The sequence below is a fragment of the Plesiomonas sp. PI-19 genome (assembly GCF_021368255.1).
Taxonomy (GTDB): domain Bacteria; phylum Pseudomonadota; class Gammaproteobacteria; order Enterobacterales; family CAMTGL01; genus Plesiomonas; species Plesiomonas shigelloides.
This window is the reverse complement of the sequence record NZ_JAJNMQ010000002.1, coordinates 272,488-293,051: the sequence shown is the minus strand read 5'-3', so window position 1 is coordinate 293,051 and position 20,564 is coordinate 272,488. Positions and strand designations below refer to the sequence as shown.

Annotated in this window: 15 protein-coding genes and 1 tRNA gene; 4 read left to right on the top strand and 12 right to left on the bottom strand. The window is 48.8% G+C overall.

Going from position 1 to position 20,564, the window contains the following annotated elements:
• The first annotated feature begins 46 nt into the window (after window positions 1–46).
• Window positions 47–1,492, top strand: coding sequence for a putative glutamine/gamma-aminobutyrate antiporter GadC (gene gadC, locus LQ901_RS16200; protein WP_233672444.1), 1,446 nt, complete (start codon window positions 47–49; stop codon window positions 1,490–1,492).
• A gap of 128 nt (window positions 1,493–1,620) precedes the next feature.
• On the opposite strand, the gene LQ901_RS16195 is transcribed toward gadC, so the two are convergent.
• From LQ901_RS16195 to LQ901_RS16180, 4 genes are all read right to left on the bottom strand, one after another.
• The gene (locus LQ901_RS16195; protein ID WP_233672443.1) at window positions 1,621–2,598 is read right to left on the bottom strand and encodes an AraC family transcriptional regulator; all 978 of its coding nucleotides are present in this window, start codon (window positions 2,596–2,598) and stop codon (window positions 1,621–1,623) included.
• Between the two features lie 189 nt (window positions 2,599–2,787).
• The gene (locus LQ901_RS16190; protein ID WP_152135701.1) at window positions 2,788–4,062 is read right to left on the bottom strand and encodes a sigma-54 dependent transcriptional regulator; all 1,275 of its coding nucleotides are present in this window, start codon (window positions 4,060–4,062) and stop codon (window positions 2,788–2,790) included.
• Window positions 4,055–6,379, bottom strand: a complete 2,325-nt coding sequence (locus LQ901_RS16185) for an ATP-binding protein (protein WP_152135700.1) — start codon at window positions 6,377–6,379, stop codon at window positions 4,055–4,057. The genes LQ901_RS16190 and LQ901_RS16185 overlap by 8 nt, the downstream gene beginning before the upstream one ends.
• Window positions 6,380–6,385: 6 nt before the next feature.
• Window positions 6,386–7,549 carry an ABC transporter substrate-binding protein gene (locus tag LQ901_RS16180; RefSeq protein WP_178088318.1) on the bottom strand — a complete coding sequence of 388 codons (1,164 nt, stop codon included), beginning with the start codon at window positions 7,547–7,549 and terminating at the stop codon, window positions 6,386–6,388.
• A gap of 398 nt (window positions 7,550–7,947) precedes the next feature.
• Between LQ901_RS16180 and LQ901_RS16175 the strand changes: the two genes are divergently transcribed.
• The 3 genes from LQ901_RS16175 to LQ901_RS16165 all read left to right on the top strand — a co-directional run bounded on the left by LQ901_RS16175 (window position 7,948) and on the right by LQ901_RS16165 (window position 12,258).
• Window positions 7,948–9,285, top strand: a complete 1,338-nt coding sequence (locus LQ901_RS16175) for an MFS transporter (protein WP_039045061.1) — start codon at window positions 7,948–7,950, stop codon at window positions 9,283–9,285.
• An 89-nt stretch (window positions 9,286–9,374) separates the two neighbouring features.
• Window positions 9,375–10,421, top strand: a complete 1,047-nt coding sequence (gene pyk / locus LQ901_RS16170; protein WP_010863096.1) for a pyruvate kinase — start codon at window positions 9,375–9,377, stop codon at window positions 10,419–10,421.
• A gap of 247 nt (window positions 10,422–10,668) precedes the next feature.
• Window positions 10,669–12,258 (top strand): sensor domain-containing diguanylate cyclase, encoded by a 1,590-nt coding sequence (locus tag LQ901_RS16165; protein ID WP_178088317.1) that lies wholly within the window; start codon window positions 10,669–10,671, stop codon window positions 12,256–12,258.
• A 67-nt stretch (window positions 12,259–12,325) separates the two neighbouring features.
• On the opposite strand, the gene ivy is transcribed toward LQ901_RS16165, so the two are convergent.
• The 8 genes from ivy to fdnG form a co-directional block, all read right to left on the bottom strand.
• Entirely contained in the window at window positions 12,326–12,790 is a 465-nt protein-coding gene (gene ivy / locus LQ901_RS16160) for an Ivy family C-type lysozyme inhibitor (RefSeq protein WP_047708718.1), read from the bottom strand.
• 219 nt (window positions 12,791–13,009) lie between these two features.
• A tRNA-Pro gene (locus tag LQ901_RS16155) sits at window positions 13,010–13,086 on the bottom strand.
• A gap of 310 nt (window positions 13,087–13,396) precedes the next feature.
• Window positions 13,397–13,795 (bottom strand): type II toxin-antitoxin system RelE/ParE family toxin, encoded by a 399-nt coding sequence (locus tag LQ901_RS16150; RefSeq protein WP_152135628.1) that lies wholly within the window; start codon window positions 13,793–13,795, stop codon window positions 13,397–13,399.
• Between the two features lie 244 nt (window positions 13,796–14,039).
• On the bottom strand, window positions 14,040–14,648 hold the full coding sequence (locus LQ901_RS16145) for a glutathione S-transferase (RefSeq protein ID WP_170919663.1): 609 nt from the start codon (window positions 14,646–14,648) through the stop codon (window positions 14,040–14,042).
• A gap of 34 nt (window positions 14,649–14,682) precedes the next feature.
• Window positions 14,683–15,708: a formate dehydrogenase accessory protein FdhE gene (gene fdhE, locus LQ901_RS16140; RefSeq protein WP_152135627.1), complete on the bottom strand. Its 1,026-nt coding sequence runs from the start codon at window positions 15,706–15,708 to the stop codon at window positions 14,683–14,685.
• 70 nt (window positions 15,709–15,778) lie between these two features.
• A complete protein-coding gene (fdoI, locus tag LQ901_RS16135; protein WP_152135626.1) occupies window positions 15,779–16,429 on the bottom strand; it encodes a formate dehydrogenase cytochrome b556 subunit in 651 nt (216 codons plus the stop codon).
• Complete coding sequence (fdxH, locus tag LQ901_RS16130) at window positions 16,426–17,409, bottom strand: formate dehydrogenase subunit beta (RefSeq protein ID WP_116546798.1); 984 nt, start codon at window positions 17,407–17,409, stop codon at window positions 16,426–16,428. Before fdxH ends, fdoI begins: the two co-directional genes overlap by 4 nt.
• Before the next feature lie 12 nt (window positions 17,410–17,421).
• Entirely contained in the window at window positions 17,422–20,469 is a 3,048-nt protein-coding gene (gene fdnG / locus LQ901_RS16125; RefSeq protein WP_081632843.1) for a formate dehydrogenase-N subunit alpha, read from the bottom strand.
• Window positions 20,470–20,564: the final 95 nt, after the last annotated feature.

Below are 20,564 nucleotides of genomic sequence, written 5' to 3'. Positions count from 1 at the left end.
TTATCGCCGGTTAAGTCGTCTCTGCGCAATTGAAGGAGAGTCATGTATGCGTGCCGTTAAAACCGGTGCTGTAGCGGCCACCCTGACCGCCGGTACTTTTGCACTCATGAATATTACCACGGTGGTCAGTTTGCGTGGTTTGGCGGCAGAGTCGGAATATGGCCTCAGCGCCGTATTTTTCTATCTGTTTGCAGCGCTATTTTTTCTGATCCCTGTGTCATTGGTGGCCGCCGAACTGGCGACCGGTTGGCCGCAAGAAGGCGGCGTATTTCGCTGGATTGGCGCGGCGTTTGGTCAGCGGTTGGGTCTGTTAGCGATTTATTTGCAGTGGCTGGCGACCACCATTTGTTTTCCGACCATGCTGATTTTTGCTGCTGTGGCCTTGGCGTATACCGGTAATTATCCGGCGCACAATGCTGAACTGGCGGCCAGTAAAGATTACACGCTGGCGGTGGTATTGGCCGTGTACTGGTTGGCGACCTTTATCACGCTACACGGGGTAAAATCGGCCTCGCGGATCAGTGCGCTGGGTGGTTTAATCGGGACGCTGATCCCCGCGTTGATTTTGCTGGTCTGTGGGATTTGGTATGTCGCCAGTGGTCATCCGGTGAATCTGGCGTGGTCGTGGGATGGGCTGTTGCCGCAGCATATGCAGTGGCAAACTTGGGTATTGGCGGCCAGTATTTTTCTCTATTACTCAGGGATGGAGATCAATGCGGTTCACGTGCGTCAGTTGGAGCAGCCATCGCGCAATTACCCATTGTCGATTGCCATTACGGCGGTAATCACCGTGGTGGTGCTGATTTTGGGGACGCTGACCATCAGCGCCGTATTGCCGCATAACGACATGAATCTGGTGCAAGGGTTACTGCATACCTATGATCTGGTTTTCAGCGCGATGGGCTGTCCGTGGTTAGGCCAAATTTTGGCGGCGATGTTGGCCATCGGGGTGCTGGGGCAGGTGACCGTGATAGTGGCTGGCCCGTCCAGCGGTTTGCTGGTGGTGGGTCGCGAAGGGATGCTACCGCGTTGGATGCAGCAGGTTAATCGTCATGGGGTGCAGCGCAATATTTTGTTGCTACAAGGGGCGATTGTCAGCGTGCTGTCGATTGTGCTGGTCTGTTTGCCATCGGTACAGGCGGCATTTCAGATTTTAGGGCAGTTGTCAGGGCTGTTATACCTGCTGATGTACATCTTGCTGTTTGCGGCAGCGATCGCGCTGCGTTACCGCGCGCCGGAGGTGGTGCGTCCGTACCAAATTCCGGGGGGAAAAGCGGGGATGTGGTTAGTCGGTGGCGCCGGATTTTGTGCCACCGGTGTGGCCTTTATCCTGAGTTTTATGCCGCCATCTCAAATTGTGGTCGGCAGTGCGGCCTTGTATGTCGGGATTTTGATCGTCGGCGCCATTGGCTTTGTGTCTGTACCGTTTATTTTGTACGCCTTGCGCCGTCCAGAGTGGAATACCGCGGGGAATAACACTGAAAACATTTAGCTTCACTTTAGTCAATCATCGGTAAGGGCGCGGGGTAAATCCGCGCCCTTTTGTTTTAGCGAGATGAACGTAATCTGTAGAAACGTTAAGCCATCGAAAATCCACGATGATGTTGTCGCCTTTATCGGTTATTCCATCGATTGTGGCTGTTTGCGCAGCTCTCTTGGGCACATAGCAAAACGCTGGTGGAAGAGGGAGGAAAAATAGGCCGCAGAGCCATAACCTAAGTTACCGGCAATTTCGGTGATCGGTAGTGCGCTTTGCCGTAAAAGGCGTAGCGCTTCTAGCATTTTGATTTCATGGATAAAGTTAACTAACGAGCCAACCTCTTGTGTGGCTTTGCGCCGTAAGGTCGCTTCTGACATATGACAGGCTTGTGCAAGTTCTGGGATACTCCAACTGCGGCTCAGATCGACCATCACTAATGCGCGCACTTGGCTAGCTAAGGGTTGTCCTACGTGGTCGCACAGAATACTGATCACTTGCGGATTGTGGTTTACTAAGGCGTTGAGAAGTAAGTGCACCAGCGTTTGCGCTTGGAATTGCTCACTAATATCTTCTTGCTCTTCAGTCGTATGTTCTACGGTATGAGTTGCGGTATAGGCTACCGAGTTCTGCGCGGGGGCGAGCAATTGACCTAAGACAAACTCCGGCACCGCTTGTTGCAACAAGTTAGGTAAGCTGCACACATCTTGGCAACCGGCAGCATGCAAACGCGCGTGTCTTTGGCGCTGCGCTAACGCGTTGTAGTTTAGATTAAATGAACCAATCCATTCAGCGCTAAGCCCTAAACTGTGCATATTGGGTGTCAGTGGTGCATGGTAAGGCAGTAAACGACAATGACGGCCGCTATTGAGTAATAGTGCATCGCCCTTGCGGCACAGGATCTTTTGCTGATTAACCTCGAGAACAAAGTCACCATCATCCGCCCAAATCAGTAATCGCTCTGGTGTACTGAAATCCGCAGCAGGAAGGCCAGATAAATGCTCTAACGTGAAAGTTGCGACCGAATGCGGCTTACTTTGCGTCGTATGTGTGGCATGTGTCGCTCTGGCCAACACGGTTTCGGTCACGGATACCGGTGATGAGAATAAAGTTCGCAGCAAATAGACCTCCTCGAAATGCGAGTTAGGCGTGATCCGATATCGGCATCACGCTAACTCTTTGCCATACCCTAGCATGGGCATTGATTGCTGGAGGTGACGGTACTTAAGTGAATGTGTCGTAGTGTATCGTTTTAACGCGCGAGCAAAGTAAAACGCTAGCCGATGAAAACGACAACAAAACCGGTTTAACTATCTAGCTTTAAATGCATTTTTGTCTAGATTGTGCTTTTTCATTTTCAAATACAGCTTTTTGCGTGGAATACCGAGATGGTTGGCGGTTTCAGTGATCTTGCCGGAGAAGATAAACAGCGCATCTTCTAAGAGTTTGCGTTCGTAGTCATTTAGCATTTCATCCAGATCGCCACTGACTGGCGCGACCGATTTGTCTGCCTGCTTACTGAGGGTATCCACCATACCAATGGCATAAAGCTCGGCAACATGCTTTAACTCTCGGATATTGTTGTGCCAAGTATGTGCTTCGAGTTTATAGATATATTCATCGATAAATTCAGGTGTTTCTTTGCCTAAGCGAAGGCAGGATCTTTTTACAAAATGGATAAATAATGTTCTGATATCTCGCTTGCGATTGCGTAGCGCGGGTAGCGTAATGCGAAACTGCGACAAAAAATAATACAGTTCAGGCAGTAAAGAGCCTTGCTGTAATAAACAGTCTGCATCATGTTGAATGATGAAGATAAAGCGCAGCTTTTTAACCTCGGCGCGATCATTTTCCAACAGAAACATCGTAAGCCATTGTTGGTGCGGTAACGAGAGCTGCTCAGGGCTAATAATCAGGCATGAGCCATAGGCACATTGCTTGATTTGCGCTTTGAATTGTTCAAATTCATCGTGAATGACAGCATTGAAAATCAGCTGTGGGTGTTCATGCCGTGCACTTAACTCGAGCAGCAGTTCAGCGACCGTATTTTTCCCTGTGCCTGGTTCTCCGGCGATTAAAATGTCTTTGTCCATTTGCGAGAACAGGGATACTTGCTCTCGGATGAGATTAATCTGTGGGCTATTGCCGAGCAATGATTTTTTGAGTGATTTCTTAATTTCATATTTACGATTTAAACGTGCAACACGCTGTTGGCTGATGGTTTTGATTTTTTCCAATAACAGCGGAGGGTTTATCGGTTTTTCAATAAAATCGCTAGCTCCTTTGGTCATCGCGTTGACGGCCAAAGGAATATCGCCATGCCCGGTGATCATCATAACCGGCAGTTCCGGATCAACCTCCATGCACTTAAGCAACACATCCATACCATTCATTTCTGGCATGTAGATATCACAGAGGATGACACCGGCAAAGTCAGCGGTTATAAACTCTAAGGCGCGGTGCGGAGATGAAAAACATTTCACTTTATAGCCAGATAGGCTAAGTAAATGTCGATAGGATTCTAATACATCACTGTCATCATCGATAATAACGATAGTGATATCTTGTAGTGAAATATTAGTCATGATTAAACTCCAAAATAATCATGGCACCTTTATTTAATGCCGATGCTAAATAGATGTCGCCGTGTAAACCTTTGGCCAGAGAGCGGGAGATAGATAGCCCAAGGCCTAATCCTACCTCTTTGGTACTGATAAATGGCGTGAATAACTTTTCAACAATATCGGGTGCAAATCCGTTACCACTGTCTGAAACTGACAGCGTCAAATTACCTGTATTATAATCGAGCAGATCCACGTGAATAACCGGCTTTGTTGACCCCGCCATCGCATCTAACGCATTAACATAGAGGTTGATCAATATTTGCTCGAAATGCGTTTGATTCAGCGGCCACATAGTTTTACTAGGAATATGATTGTATAACGAGCATTGCTCCTTTTTCGCGCGTGATTCAACCAAGGCTAATGAGTCTTGTACCAGCGTATTGACATCACAAACAGTCAAGGTGGTAGCTTGTGGCGATTTTTTGGAGAATGCGCGTAGATTAGTGATGATTTTGCGCATGCGTTCGGCAAGTGCGCTGATTTTTTCAATGCTGGCTTGTAATGTTTGATCGCCCGATTCAATTGCCTGAGCGTGACTGGTATACAGATACATATTCATCGCCGAGAGTGGCTGATTTAATTCGTGTGCAAGACTGGTCATGGTCTGGCCTAATACCGCCATTTTGGCGGTTTGAATGAGGTCATCCTGCATTTGAATACGTTGTTGAATTTCTGTCCTCAGTTCAATATTTTTACGCCGTAAACTCTCAGTTTGCTTGTTAACCAGACGTTGTAATCGTTTCCGGTTAAGCTCTTGTTTTGTAATGTCAGTCAGCGTAATGATAAATTTATCTTTTGCGCCTTGTTGGTAAGTGTTTATGTAAAATGAGTAATATTCTGTCTCATTGGCACTCGCGGCATCGAGCATATGAGAAATGATAATTTCATGACCTTGCTGATAGCGTGATGCAGATTGATCACCAAACAACGCTTGAATGATTTTCTGATTCTTATCGGAGAATAACTCCCAAATCATTTTTGGTCTATCATCGATATAGTTTAATACTTCAGCTGCTTTACTATTGATCGACTCAATCAAGCCATTGGTTTTGCATGTAATGATGCAGGCATGGGTATTGTTGATGAGATTCAGCGCATCTAGGCGCTGGATCTCTTTCATCTGAGTACAAAAGGCATGTAACTCATTACTGAGTGCTGAGATTTCATCGTGGCCATCAATTTTAGCAATGTTATAGTCGGTTTGTCTGATGACCTTACTGATATTGCTGCTCAACACATTGAGTCGATTAATAAAGTGCTTTTTAATTAATACCACAGCAGTAAAGAGGCTGAGCGAGGTGGTCACCAGTAAGATGATGAATAAGACTTTATTACCTTGTTGAGTGGTTGCATTGGTGGTGGCGATAAGCGTTTGCAGCTTATGTTTTGATGTGAGCAGTGATTGTCCAATCTGCGCTTTGTATTCAGTAATGGCACTGTTTAATCGCTTCTTAACGGATGCTAGCTCACTGTCCGTTGCTCTAAGTTGATTTATGGTGCTATGCAATTCCCCGTTGTACTTGGCCAGTAACAAGAGGGCAGAGATAATTTGGCGATGGGAGACCGTTGATGGATAGCTTTTCAACACTTCCAATGAGCGGTTGATGTCATCAATTTTGGTTTGGATAAACAAAAATGTTTGGTTTACATCACGATGATGATTATCCGCTGACACTTCATTGAGTAAGTTCGTCAGCTCATTCTCATCCATCACTAGCTGTTGCATATAGGAGAGCTCGGTCAACATCGTGGTAACCGATTCTTTAGTATGCGAGTAATGGATTTGCCCGTTGATATTCCAACTGATTTCTTGCAGTAACGGCCTTGCTTCCTCTATTGCGTCATAGTGGAGGGCATTGATCAAATCACGCGCTTTAACCAATTGATTAGAGAGCGCAATCTTATGCTTAATCAATTTACTTTGTTCAAAAGTCAGGGCTTTGACTTTCTGATTAATGGCGCGCAGGTGAGTATCTTGCGTATCCGTTAGATTCTCAAGTTCAGCGACTACGGTATTAATTTTATGCTCTTTTCTAATGATATCTGTAATTGCGGAAGCGTTAGAGATATCCGCCACCAATAAAAGCAATTGGTTGCTTCGCGTATCGATTTCATGTTGAGCATTAACGGCACTAATGTTACTGGCTAGTGTGGTCGTGATGTTATTGGATAAGGACGACCAGACAAAATAGCCGATACAGCCTGTTATAAAAGTCAGTGATGATTGTAATAGGCAAAACAGCATGAGCCGTTTACCTAACGGAAAGTGTGCCAGCATAATCAGTTACTCTATGGTACGTAGTATATCTAATGCTTTATCGATATTGAGCCGAAATTTTTTCTCGAGTGATTCGCTGAACATCACTCGCTCATGGGATTGGGGCGGCAGGTTCGCGAGTTGTAACACATGGGCCGACTCTGACTGTGCCTGAGTAATAATCGGTGTAGAAAGTAGCTGTTTTGCTTGCGTAATTTTATGTTGTTCTGCGGAAGTGAGACGGCGTTTTTCTTTCTGGTGAATATCTCCCCACACTTGTTGCAATATCGGCGTATGTGCCACGATCGTTTTATCAAACAGTAATTTGACCAAATTGCTTCGCTTAAGCATCAACGTCTGATCGACAGAGTAGGGTTTTTCGGGTGATTGCTCACTGGTTTGTATAGCGTGTTTTTTAAACGCCCGCATCGCATGGCGTTCATCGGTGGAAAGCTGTTGCAAATAGGCTAAGAAATCGTGTGTCGCTGCTTTATTCGCACTATTGTGGATGACGCCATAATAAACCGGAATGATCGGCCCTTTGCGGATCGGACGATAAGTGATGTATTTGAGTTTATCTTGTTGCTTGAGTGCGTAGCTATCAATGACGGGGCCAACACCGACAACGCCACGGGATACACTTTCAGACACGCCAAAACTGCGCGCTGACACGCCGCGTAAATTACCGCCGATCTCTAACAATAATTGCCACCCAGCATCCCAGCCGTATTGTTGCAAGATACTTTCGACCATAATGTGCGTTGTACCGGAGCGTGAGGGCGAGCTCATGGTGATATGGCTATGAAATTCCGGTTTTGCCAGAGCCTGCCATGTGTCTGGTGGCGTAATATTGAGCTTTTTGAGATATTCTTGATTATAGATAAACACGGTTTCTGAATAGGCGAACGGAATAAAAGATAGAGTGCTGTCTAGCATTCCGTTATTTTTTTGTAATGCATTAAACAAAAAGGGTGACGAAGAGAGCACAACATCAGGTTGTACCCGACCATCATTTAACAAACGAAGAACGGATTCCGTTTTTCGATAAATAATATCGATATTTGCGCTGGGGCGATACTGTCGATAATCATCCAGCAATTCGGATGAAATTTCCTCTGAGAATGATGTAATTATCGCCAGTGATTGCTCTTTGGCGTTGGCTGGTGCTGGATAAATGGCCGTAAATAGCATGCCAACAAACAGACGAATTATAATTATTGCTCTGTACATTCTGTGGATGACTTCAAAGTTTTGTAAGTGAATAAAAAATTAAACACGTAAAGATAAAAACAAGTTGAGATAAATTGGTACGCTGGTTTGTATTATACGACGCAAATTTGACACAACACAGCATCGCTATTCCCAAAACTGACACGCCACAAATGACATTTGAGTCAATCGCGACTCAAATTGCTGCTTTTGTCTCGTTTTCTCATTCATTTTACTTTGCTCCCAGCTTCATAACCCGCTCTCTGGAACACCGCTATCTCGTTAGTTCGCCAGCTATGCCAATCCTGGAGTGGCGAGATGATCATGATTAATACGTTATGAAGCCCATTAGTTACTTTCATTACAATGGGATGAATGAAATGTTTGATTTTTTTAAGACCAGAGCTGATAAGCCGGTGATCGAAGCATCATCCGAGCAAATCAAAAAGATCTACCGTAAATATCAATGGCAAGTTTTTCTCGGCTTGGTGTTTGGCTATGCCATGTTCTATGTAACACGCATGAGCTTAAACGTGGTGAAAAAACCGATGCTGGATGCGGGTATTGTTACCGTTGATGAGCTCGGTGTAATTGGTTCCGGTTTCTTGCTGACTTATGCGATCGGTAAATTCTCAAACGGATTTTTGTCTGATTACGCCAATATCGGGCGTTTCATGTCATTTTCCCTGTTGCTATCCGCCATCACCTGTATTTTGATGGGGATGAACACCGCAACCTTCTTTTTTGTCGGCTTGTGGGCGCTGAATGGTTGGTTCCAATCTGTGGGGTCGGCACCGTCATGTGTGTCTATTTTCCAATGGTTCTCACCAAAACAACGGGGTTCCGTTTACTCCGTTTGGGGTGGCTCACGTAACTTGGGCGAAGGGATCACCTGGGTTCTGACTGCATCTGTCGTGAGCTATTTTGGCTGGCGTGCAGGTTTTATCGGCGCGGGTTTGGCAACACTGGCTGCGGCTATCTGCATGTTCTTCGTGTTGAAAGACCGTCCACAAACTTATGGTCTGCCAACCCCAGCTGAAGCGTTCGGGGAAGAGAGCGAAATCAAAAAAGCGGTTAACCCGCAAGAGATCCGCAAGGCACAGCTGTTTGCTATTAAGCAGCCTACCGTATGGTTGATTGCTGCTGCTTGCGCGGCGATGTATGTCTCGCGTTATGCGATGAGCTCTTGGGCCGTACTGTATCTGCAATCGCAAAAAGGCTACAGCCTGATTGATGCTGGCTTTGCCATGTCATCCTACCCGATTGCCGGTTTCTTCGGGGCTATCTTAGCCGGAGTGATCTCCGACAAACTGTTCCACTCTAATCGTCATATTCCAACACTGCTGTACGGTTTGGCTAACGTCGGTGGTATGTGCTTGATGTTCTGGGGCCCACAAAGCCGCGTGATGGATGCAATTGCGCTGGGCCTGATTGGTTACGCGATTGGCGGTTTGGTGGTGTTCTTGGCGGGTCTGACGGCTTGCGACCTGATGCCAAAAACAGCGGTTGGTGCGGTAAAAGGCTTCATCGGTTTGTGCTCTTATGTAGCGGCATCAGCGCAAGAGCTGGTATCTGCGGCACTGATTAAAACCTCTGAAGTGAATGGCGTGACCATGTATGATTTTTCTACCGTGAAATATTTCTGGCTTGGCGCAGCCGTGACATCCGTTATTTTGGCCATGACCGTATGGAATGCCAAAAAAGTCGTTGATTATTAATACCTGCCACATCAACAACGTGAAATAAACGTAATGAAATAAGCGGTCAAGGTAACAGTGGCCGCTTATTTCTCAGTAAGGTTTAGCTTATGCGCAAGACAAAGATTATTGCCACCTTAGGCCCCGCATCCAATTCATTGGAAAAGATTTCAGATCTTATTATGGCGGGTGCGAATGTATTTCGACTGAATTTTTCTCACGGCACTCAAGAACAACATCAGAAAACTGCGGCATTAGTGCGTGTGGCTGCGGCGAACTTAGGGCAAGAAGTAAAAATTCTGGCTGATTTGCAGGGGCCTAAAATTCGGATCCGCAATTTTGCCGCTGGTGAAGCGGTTATTTGTAATGGTGAGTCGTTTACGCTGCATGCCGATCCACAGGTGATGGGCGATCATCACGGTGTTGCGTTGGATTATCCTGAATTATTACAGGATATCGCCTGCGGCGATCGTTTAATGCTAGATGATGGCAAGATTCAATTGCAGGTTGAGGCGATTGCCGATGACCACGCATTGACTACTGTGATTCAAGGCGGGATTTTAAAAGATCGTAAGGGAATAAATTTGTTGGGTGGGGGCTTATCGGCTCCAGCACTGACGGAAAAGGATCGGCAAGATTTGCGTGTCGCCACTGAGATTGCGGCTGATTTCATTGCTGTCTCTTTTCCTAAATCGCCGGCCGATCTTATTGAGGCTAAATGTTTAACGGCGCAAGCCGGCTCAAAAGCGCAAATTATTGCCAAAATTGAGCGCGCCGAAGTGGTGGATACTGATGCCAACATCATTGCCATGATCAATGAGGCTGATGGGGTGATGGTGGCGCGCGGTGATTTGGCAGTCGAAATTGGCGAAGCGCGCTTACCGGCGGCGCAAAAGCGAATTTTGCATTTGGCATCAGCAATGAATTGTCCTGCAATCACGGCTACGCAAATGCTGGAATCGATGATTCATAGTCCGGTTCCGACGCGAGCAGAAATTTTGGATGTGGCGAACGCCGTACTGGATGGCAGCAGTGCATTAATGCTGTCGGCGGAGTCAGCCAGTGGGGCTTACCCTGTAGAGGCCGTCGCGATGATGAATCGCATCATCAGCGGTATTGAGAAAGACATGCTGAAATATCCGGAGGTGCTTAACTAAAAAATAAATTTGTTTCGCTATGGCGAGAGGGCGTTTTCAGGTTTTCGCTATGTCTCGTCAGTATTTCTCTGTAAGTCTGTTCTGTATTTATAGAGAAATATACTGAGTTCTATCATGTGGTATCTTTTGTAGTGGGTGATTTTTGACCCAGGTCAAGAATGAAACCGTTAGCCATCCTTTCAATAGGATGGCTTTTTTTTTCATGCAATACTTGCTAGTCAAGGATGAAATAATAAGCAGGATTGTGATGCCGAAACAAGGAATGAATACGGTTGCACATGCTGAGAGCACGATTCGGACGAGGAAAAAATATTACCTGCTATTCAAGGTAATGATTATTCTTGTTTTCATCACGCTGATTATCTCGTTTGCGATTGCCATTATAAACTTCCACGCTTACTCAGAGCGCCAAGTTAATGGGTATAAACACTTATTATTCACATTAGGGAACTCTTATTTATATGAGCATGTGCGCGGGAGTGAAAATCAACTTCAAGCATTAGAATCTCGTCTGAATAAGCAGGAAATCGCTGCTGGAGGGCAGGTCTTTACCGATGTTTGGCCAATCGTACATAAAATAAAATTAGAAGAAGATCATCATATCTTTTTCTACAACGCAATGAGTGGACGTGTTGATGCATATCCCCTATGGGTTCAACCAGAGCATTATGATGCAACCATACGTCCGTGGTATCAATTGATTGAACAACATACTTATTTACCGCAGTGGATTGGGCCTTACGTAGAAGCGAGTGGGGCGACTCGGGTGCTGACGCTCGGTAAAGCCATCACATCTGATTCAGGCAATACCTTAGGCGCATTAATGGTAGATATGCCACTTAGCTCGATTGATAAGCTGTTGTCTCGTATGGTTGCCGATGATTCGATTACTTTGTTTGTTCGCCATGACGGCTCTGAAAATACACGCGATATTATTTCAGTGATCAATCCGCGCTTGATGCCCAAGGTGCTGCCAAGCGCAGAAAATACCTACTCTTCTTTACAAGGCTTAAAACAGGGTATTTTTTTACGCCAACCACTCTCTTATGTGCCCTGGGAAATTGGTATCTATGTACCGGTGGATAATTTTCGGCAGGCATTTATGCATGAGTTTGTCATGTTGGTCATTCCTATCTCCTTAATTGTATTGCTTTCTGCATTAGGATTGCGTGCATTACTTAAAATATTTCGCCAAGAGTTAGGGTTAGTGGAGCAAGAGTTCACGCTGTTATCAGAAAATCAAACGTCACAGTTAGATAAAGAAGCGCACAATGCATGGTTTGTGGATAGAAGTATTTCGGTACTTAAAGAGCATTATAAAACCTATCATTTAAGTTTACGTCTTGATCCATTGACGAAAATTTTTAATCGCCGCGCTTTTGATGAAGATATGGCGCTGGTCGTGCAGCATAACACCCACTTTGTACTGGTCTTGATTGATGTCGATCGCTTTAAGCTGATCAATGATACCTGGGGGCATGCTTTTGGTGATGTGGTGCTACGCCGCGTCTCTGGCTTGCTGGCCGAAGAGCTGGGCGTGGCGCATGTGTACCGCATCGGCGGTGATGAGTTTGCGGCCATACTGCCACTGCAAGGGCGCGCACTGACTTCGGTATTAGAGCAACTCCAGACGGTGATCCGCGCATTACGTTGGCGGGAAAATAGCTGTCGCGTAACCTTGAGTATGGGCGTAGCAAATGGCCCGCAACCGGCGGCAGTATTGTTCGAGCAAGCTGATCAAGCGCTGTATAAGAGCAAGAGTGTGGGGCGCAATTGCTGGCATTACTTTACGCGCCAAGACATTCGCGAAGACATTGAGGAATCGGTAGATGGTTAAGGCCGCCGATTTTTGCGGTCTTAACCATGTTAATTAAGCTTGAGCGCTAAAACGTAGATGGCAACACTTATTGGTAGTTAAAGCTGTCTGGGTGATTGGCTAAACTGCCACTGAGCGCAGCGAACAGCACCGTTTTACCATCAATGGATAAATCATCGCTGACATTCAGCCAGGTCAGCTGTTGTGCGGTGCTGTCTTCATTGCTGCGTGACAGCACACCGGCCATGGTATGGCTTTGCGGTGAGTACAGCATCGCCAGTTGTTCAGCCGCACAGTCATGCGGTTTGCAGGCGCTGAATACCCAATATTCTTTGCCATCAAGGCGTACTGTTTGTGTTGGTGAATCGGTACTGCCTTTTTTGACCCACGCAGGCAGAGTGTGTTTGCCTTGCATCACGGTAAAGGCTTGGCTGGCGGCAGAATCCTGCTGCAACGAGCCCAGTGTCGGTAACTCTTGGGCATGGGCGGAAACAGAAGCCAGCGATAAACAGGACGCGAGTGACAGACTCAGTGCAATCAGTGTTTTTTTCATCATTTATTCTTGAGTAGTTCTTGATTAGTGAATGTATGCAACGTATTGCTCACATTAGCAGCCTGTCGGTGCTATTTCAATTGGCCAAACAATTAACAATCACGAACGATGGAAAATAGAGAAGAAATAAAAATAGAGAAAAAATAAAAAGCGGGAAGATAAAGCACGGTGAGGATAAATAGCAAAAAGCCTGTCTTAATGACAGGCTTTTTATAATTCTGGTCGGTGAGAGAGGATTCGAACCTCCGACCCACTGGTCCCAAACCAGTTGCGCTACCGGACTGCGCTACTCACCGAACGTGTGACGCATAGTACTGCTGATAAAATTAAGCGTCAATACTTTAGATGTGAAATGACCATAAAAAGACGTGGGATAACAATAAAATTTCGCAGTTTCCATGAGATGTTTTATTAAGTTTTCCAACTCTTTTCTTTATGGATTCATCTTGTATCCTCGCGGTTAACAATGCGTTTAATTGTATTACATGTCTGGTGGCGCGTAGGTGCGGTGCAGATAAGCACGTGATGTGGTATGCAGCATCAGGGATGTTCAATTTACTCCGCCAAGCCGCGTTATTCAGCAATCGGCTACGCAGCGCAGATAATCTACTCGGTGAATAAAGATTGCAGTTTTGCACCGTTGCAGGCCGCAGTGAAGTTTTGCATGGCAATGTCAGCGTCTTTTTTTGGTGTCTTACGTGTTTTCTTTAAGAAGGCATGTAGAACAATGATGTCTTTATTTTTATCACGCATAAATAATATGCGCGCTGATTCTTTTCCACTGTCAACGCGTAATTTGTAAATGGTACCTTTATATCCCCAAATCTTTGGGTTTAATATTTTCAAACTATTACAAGTATAAATATCATTGAGCGCTTGGTAGGCTCTGAATTTCTTTTCAATCGTGGATGCCAGTTTGGTGGAGATGTGCTGCATAAAATCGCACAACGAACTTGAGGTTGGCGTACTTTCGTTGTTATTCGCCGCAAGACAAAAGATCTGCATAAACCTATTCGCTCTTTAAAATCAGTCGTTGGGGGGAGGGCTCGAGAGTGACTCAGAGCGCTTTACATCAACGTTATTCAGATAACCGCCATGGGCCATGGATAGTAGGATAGTAGCATTGGGTTACGCGTGAGCTTAGAGCTAATGTGTGATGGGCTGTGTCAGTGAATGGGTGAATTGCAATGAATACAGCCCCGAGTGGGGCTGTATGAGGCTGATTTTATCGGGTTGGCGTATAGCGTTATCAGCTATGCGGGCGCGTGGTCATGACGCTGGCACGATCGCCGAGGCGTAAAAACAGCGCATGCAGATGCGGACAACGTTTCGGCCAGTGGACATCCACTTCACGAAACAGCAGATAATCCAGCAAACAGACTATCGCGATGTCTGCCAAATTCAGCTGTGGCAAATTGCAAAATTGCTGATTAGCGGCCGCTTGCTCGAGGAAATTCAATCCACGACTGATTTTCAGACGCTGTTTATCCATAAAGGCCACCGATTGCTCTGCTGCCGGACGTTGTAATTCCATCACAATCAAAATGGCGGCATCGGTTACTCCATCGGCAGCGGCTTCCAGCTGTCGCACTTGCAGGCTATGCAACGGATTGGCCGGTAAAAACGCCGGTTCGGGATACGTCAGCTCAACGTATTCGGCCAGTAACGGCGAGTCAAACCAGCAGCCGCCTTCGTTGGGTAGCAGTACCGGAATTTTCCCCAGCGGGTTGTAATCCGGTACGCGACTTTCCGGCTTGCCCGGTGGATCGTTAACAAAGTCAAAGGCCACCCCTTTTTCTTGGAGCAAGATGGCAATCTTACGAGCAAACGGGCTGGTATGGCTTCCAATCAGTTTCATAGGCATATCCTTGCGCAAGTTTTCGCCTATCTTGTCACTCACCTGCGGGAAATACCAGCGGATTTAGTGTGCTACGTAGCAAGCCTTTTTCTTCCAGCTGAGCATCCAAAAACAGACTTCCCAGATCGTCGGCGACGGCTTCCACCTGCGGATCTTTTTCCTGATACAACAGCTTGATGTAACTGCCGCAATCGCCACAGCTTTCGGCTTTCACCGCCGCCTGTTCACTGTCGAGTGACCAGTAATCCAGCTTACCGGTTTGCTCACAATTACTGCATTTGACTCGCACCACATGCCATTCGGATTCACACAGTGCGCAGTGCAGATAACGTAGTCCGGCTTGTGTCCCTAGATGCACGACGCCACAGACCGGAACACAGCCACACACCGGACAATGCTGACGAGCCTCACCGTAATCGGCTTCTGCTTGGCCTAGGCTGCTGAGCGCGGCGGCGCACTGGGCGCGATACACCCCGAGCGCGGCCCAGATAAAGGGCGCTTTATCGCTACCGACGACGTTGAAGTCATACTCCAGCAGGGCGGATGCTAAGGTATCTAGCTCACCGGCCGAAGTTTTAGCCAGATTTTCCAGTACGCTGCGCACAGGTTCATCGGCTTGCGGCAATAACTCGACAATGATGGCATGCAGCAATTGCTGCCAATGGCGATGGGGGTTGCTTTCATCACGCAGGTCAAGATCAGCGCCCAGTACTGGCAAATGGGCCAGCAGTGCGCGGCGTGCGTTGGCGCGCGCAGGGGAAATTAACAAGTTGTCAGTCGCCGCAGCTTGCTGCGCCGCGAGAGCATGCGCCAGTTGCTGACGTTCGCCCTCCGGTAGCGGATGGTCATGCTGGGCATGGTGCTGCGCATTGGCCAGTGTGGCCGCAAAGCGCAGGTAATCCCCAAAGGGATGTTTCACCGCCAGTGCGCTAAGACGCTCGGCACGGCGGCGGTACAGATGAGCGGGGGCGGAGAAAAGCAACGGTGGGATCTGGCCCACCGTTGAGGTTTTACCGCGCTCCGTACTCAGTTCTTCCTGAGAAAGGATGCGAATTGTCATGAAAAACAGAGTCCTGTTATGTCATCAAGTATGTCAGAGAATAGGTGACTGACATGCAGCGCCATATGCCTCAAGAGGCATCACGGCGCGTGTCTTGTCCGGCTTGCTTTTGTTTCCATTCACGGAACCAGCGCGGATGGTGCTTTTTGGCCCAACCCACGCTCACCAAGCCTTCCACCATCGCGGTCAATGTCCCTTTTACCCACAATGCCGCATAAACGTGGATAATGATCACCAGCATCAGTCCCACCGCCGCCAGTGAATGCACCAGCAACGCCAGACGGATCAGCGGGATAGGGAACGACGGCGCAAAGTAAGGCCGCCAGATCACAATGCCACTGGCCAGCAATAACACCAGACTGCCGATAGCCAGCCAGAATACACACTTCTGTCCGAAGTTGTAGCGGCCGGTGTCACCCACTTCCTGATTCATCGCAATACGATGAATGTTTTTCGCCCAGCGCAAATCCTCTTTATTGATGAGGTTATGCCGCCAATAGCGGAAAAACATCAGGCTAAATGCCACAAACATAAACACACCGATAAACGGGTGCATGATGCGAGCCAGTTGTGGGGTACCAAAGATAGACATCAACCAGTTAAAGGATGGGAACAGCAAGCCCAGCCCACTGATTGCCGCCAACACAAAGCAGAAGGCCACTACCCAGTGGTTGATCCGCTCCGGTGCGCTGTAGCGCAAAATGGTGCGCGGCTCACTCATGGCTTGTCCTCCTTGTGCTCGCTAGACGGTGTCTCCGATTTTTTAAGGCTTTCGGAGGTGCTGTCATGGGCCTGATCCTGCGATGGTTGCTGCAGGTCGTGCTCGGCTTCGTCCTCTTCTTTCTTGCTGACGCGGTTAGGGCCTACGCCAACATAGTGGAAGATACTGGCAGCAAATGCCGCCGCAAAGCCGATCGCGGCCAACGGTTTCCATACCCCTTTCCAGAACTTCACAGCGTCACTGACTTGCGGATTTTCCGGCAAGCCGTGATACAGCGTCGGCTGGTCAGCATGGTGCAGCACATACATCACGTGAGTTCCGCCCACACCTTGTGGATCGTACAATCCGGCATTGGCATAGCCACGCGATTTGAGCTCGGCCACCCGCTGGGCCGCCAGTTCTTGCATCTCGGCTTTGCTGCCAAAGTGAATTGCACCGGTCGGGCAGGTTTTCACACACGCGGGCTCTTGGCCGACTTTAACCCTGTCGACACACAAGGTGCATTTGTAGACGCGGTTATCTTCCTTATTCATGCGCGGAATATTGAACGGACAGCCGGCAATGCAGTAGCCGCAGCCAATGCATTGCTCAGACTGAAAGTCCACGATGCCGTTAGCATACTGGATGATTGCCCCTTCCGATGGGCACGCCTTGAGGCAGCCCGGATCGGCGCAGTGCATGCAGCCGTCTTTACGGATCAGCCACTCCAGTTTGCCGTTTTGCTCAGTTTCGGAAAAACGCATCACCGTCCACGATTTGGCACTCAAATCGGCCGGATTATCGTACACGCCGACGTTACTGCCGATTTCATCGCGGATGTCGTTCCACTCGGAACATGCCACCTGACAGGCTTTACAGCCGATACAGGTGGAGACATCAATCAGCTTCGCCACTTCCTGCTGGTTATCACGCACCTGCGGCGGTGGCGTGAGAGAGCTGGTGGCGGAGCGCCGGATAATGTCTTGAGATTGCAATGACATAAGACTCCTCCGTTACACCTTTTCTACGTTAACCAGAAATGCTTTGAACTCCGGCGTCTGGGTATTGGCATCCCCGACAAACGGCGTCAGGGTGTTAGCCAAAAAGCCTTTCTTGGCGACCCCTTCAAAGCCCCAGTGGATCGGAATACCGATGGTATCCACCTCTTGGCCGTTGACCTGCAAGGTGCGAATACGCTTGGTCACCACCGCCTTGGCCTTGATATAGCCGCGGTTGGAGCTGACTTTCACTGTATCCCCGTGTTGAATGCCTTTTTTCGCGGCCAGCGTTTCACCAATTTCGATGAACTGCTCAGGCTGGATGATGGCATTCAAACGCGCATGCTTGGTCCAGTAGTGGAAGTGTTCGGTGAGGCGATAGGTCGTGGCCACAAATGGGAACTCCTTGGCACTGCCCATGGCCGCCAAATCGTCTTTGAACACACGAGCCGCTGGGTTTGACACCACATTCGGGTGCAGCGGGTTGGTGCCGAGTGGCGTTTCAAACGGCTCATAGTGCTCAGGGAACGGGCCCTCGGCCATTTTATCCAACGCAAACAGACGGCCTAAGCCTTCCGGTTGCATGATAAATGGCCCGACACCGCTGTCCGGTGCGGCGGTGGAGTAGTCGGCGATATCAATACCGGTCCACTTACCGTCATTCCAGCTGATCAGCTTACGCTTCGGATCCCACGGTTTCCCAGCCGGATCGGCAGAGGCACGGTTATACAGGATGCGGCGGTTCAGCGGCCATGCCCACGCCCAGCCGAGAGTGTTACCGAGCCCTGACGGATCGGCGTTATCGCGCCGCGCCATCTGGTTACCTTCTGGCGTCCAGCTACCGGCAAAGATCCAGCAACCGCTACTGGTGCTGCCGTCATCGCGCAATTGGGCGAAGCTGGAAAGCTGTTGGCCTTTTTTCACGATCACGTTGCCATCGGCATCGCGCAGGTCAGCCAGTGCTTTGCCGTTGTTCTCCATCGCCACTTCTTCGGCTTGCGGATTATGCGGCTGCAGGTAATTCCAGCTCATGTTCAGCACTTGCTCTGGCAATGCGCCACCTTCGTTGGCGTACAGCTCACGCAATGTGCTGAAAAGACCGGCTAAGATCTCTCCATCGCCCAGCGCTTCGCCCGGAGCATCGGCGCCTTTCCAGTGCCACTGTAACCAGCGACCCGAGTTGACGATTGAGCCATTTTCTTCGGCAAAGCAGGTTGATGGCAGGCGGAACACTTCGGTTTGAATATCCGCGGGATTGACGTCATTAAATTCACCGTGGTTTTGCCAGAAATTGGCGGTTTCGGTGTTTAGCGGATCAATGATCACCAGATATTTCAGCTTCGACAGTGAGGCCACCACTTTGTTTTTATTCGGGAACGAGGCCACCGGGTTAAAGCCTTGGCACAGATAGCCGTTGACCTTACCTTGCGACATCATCTCGAAATACTGCAGTACGTCGTAGCCTTTATCCCACTTCGGCAGCCAGTCATAGCCCCAGCTGTTTTCCGGTTGGGCCTTATCGCCATAGAAGCTCTTCATCAGGCTGACGAAGAATTTCGGATAGTTACCCCAATAGTTCACCTGACCTTCGAGCAGCGGTTTCGGGGTCATAGCGGTGAGGTAGGTTTGCAGATCTGGCTGCTTTTCTGACGGCAGGGTCAAGTAACCCGGCAGGCTTTGCGACAGCAAGCCTAAGTCAGTCAAGCCTTGAATGTTGGAGTGACCACGCAGCGCGTTAATGCCGCCACCGGCCATCCCCATGTTACCCAGCAGCAGCTGGATCATCGCCATGGTACGGATGTTCTGCGCACCGATAGAGTGCTGAGTCCACCCGAGGGCGTACAGGAATGAGGCGGTTTTGTCTTTGGCGCTGGTTTCGGCAATCAGTTGGCAGACGGTGAGGAAATCCTCTTTCGGCGTACCGCACAGATTACTGACGACTTCTGGCGTGTAGCGGCTGACGTGCTGTTTGAGCAGATTCCAGACGCACTGCGGATCTTGCAGGGAAGGATCGCGCTTGGCAAAGCCGTTCTCATCCAACTGGTAGGCCCATGTGGATTTGTCGTATTTGCGCTTTTCCGCGTCATAGCCGGTGAACAGGCCATCTTCAAAGCCAAAGTCAGGACGCACCAGCAAGCTGGCGTTGGTATAGGCGTTGACATATTCCTGATTGATCTTGTGATTGTTCATCAGGTACAAAATCACGCCGGACAGGAACGCAATGTCGGTTCCCGAGCGGATCGGGGTATAGAAATCGGCCACCGACGCTGTACGGGTAAAACGTGGGTCGATCACAATAATTTTGGCATTATTGTGGATCTTGGCTTCCATCGCCCAGCGGAATCCCACCGGATGCGCTTCTGCCGCATTACCGCCCATCACCACGATCAGGTTGGCGTTTTTGATATCTACCCAGTGGTTGGTCATCGCACCGCGACCAAATGTTGGAGCAAGACTTGCTACCGTTGGTCCGTGTCAGACACGTGCTTGGTTGTCGACGGCTAACATGCCGAGCGCACGACTAAACTTCTGGGTTAAATAACCGGTTTCATTACTGGCCGCCGAGGCACATAACATGCCCGTGGTCAGCCAGCGGTTGACCGTAACGCCATCGGCGTTGGTTGGAATAAAGTTGGCATCGCGGTCAGCCTTCATCAGGCGCGCAATGCGGGTAAAGGCGTCATCCCAGCTGATCCGCTGCCACTTATCCGAGCCCGGTGCGCGGTACTCCGGATACTGCAGGCGGCTTTCACTGTGAATGAAATCGACCAAGCCAGCCCCTTTCGGGCACAGTGCCCCACGGTTGACTGGATGATCCGGATCCCCTTCGATATGGAAAATGGTCTCTTTGGCGTTTTTGGCGCCATCCCCGAGGCTATACATCAGTAAGCCACATCCCACCGAACAGTAGGTACAGGTATTACGGGTTTCGCGCGCCCGCAGCAGTTTGTACTGCCGCGTTTCCGCGAGGGCTACATCGGGAGCAAACCCGAGTGCCGCAACCGTAGTACCCGCCATACCGCCAGCGCAGATCTTGAAGAATTGTCTTCTGCTGACTCGCACGGGATTCTCCTTGCGGTTGTAATCAAGCAATGGTTATAGGGTCGTTTTTAGTTTGCGTTTTCAGAGGGATAGGTTGGGGAAACACCTTCGCGTCG

Excerpts from the sequence above, each read along its gene's own strand:
- gadC (WP_233672444.1), top strand. The coding sequence starts at position 47 with ATGCGTGCCGTTAAAACCGGTGCTGTAGCGGCCACCCTGACCGCCGGT.
- LQ901_RS16190 (WP_152135701.1), bottom strand. The coding sequence starts at position 4,062 with ATGACTAATATTTCACTACAAGATATCACTATCGTTATTATCGATGAT.
- LQ901_RS16185 (WP_152135700.1), bottom strand. The coding sequence starts at position 6,379 with ATGCTGGCACACTTTCCGTTAGGTAAACGGCTCATGCTGTTTTGCCTA.
- LQ901_RS16180 (WP_178088318.1), bottom strand. The coding sequence starts at position 7,549 with ATGCTATTTACGGCCATTTATCCAGCACCAGCCAACGCCAAAGAGCAA.
- LQ901_RS16175 (WP_039045061.1), top strand. The coding sequence starts at position 7,948 with ATGTTTGATTTTTTTAAGACCAGAGCTGATAAGCCGGTGATCGAAGCA.
- pyk (WP_010863096.1), top strand. The coding sequence starts at position 9,375 with ATGCGCAAGACAAAGATTATTGCCACCTTAGGCCCCGCATCCAATTCA.
- LQ901_RS16165 (WP_178088317.1), top strand. The coding sequence starts at position 10,669 with ATGCCGAAACAAGGAATGAATACGGTTGCACATGCTGAGAGCACGATT.
- ivy (WP_047708718.1), bottom strand. The coding sequence starts at position 12,790 with ATGAAAAAAACACTGATTGCACTGAGTCTGTCACTCGCGTCCTGTTTA.
- LQ901_RS16150 (WP_152135628.1), bottom strand. The coding sequence starts at position 13,795 with ATGCAGATCTTTTGTCTTGCGGCGAATAACAACGAAAGTACGCCAACC.
- LQ901_RS16145 (WP_170919663.1), bottom strand. The coding sequence starts at position 14,648 with ATGAAACTGATTGGAAGCCATACCAGCCCGTTTGCTCGTAAGATTGCC.
- fdhE (WP_152135627.1), bottom strand. The coding sequence starts at position 15,708 with ATGACAATTCGCATCCTTTCTCAGGAAGAACTGAGTACGGAGCGCGGT.
- fdoI (WP_152135626.1), bottom strand. The coding sequence starts at position 16,429 with ATGAGTGAGCCGCGCACCATTTTGCGCTACAGCGCACCGGAGCGGATC.
- fdxH (WP_116546798.1), bottom strand. The coding sequence starts at position 17,409 with ATGTCATTGCAATCTCAAGACATTATCCGGCGCTCCGCCACCAGCTCT.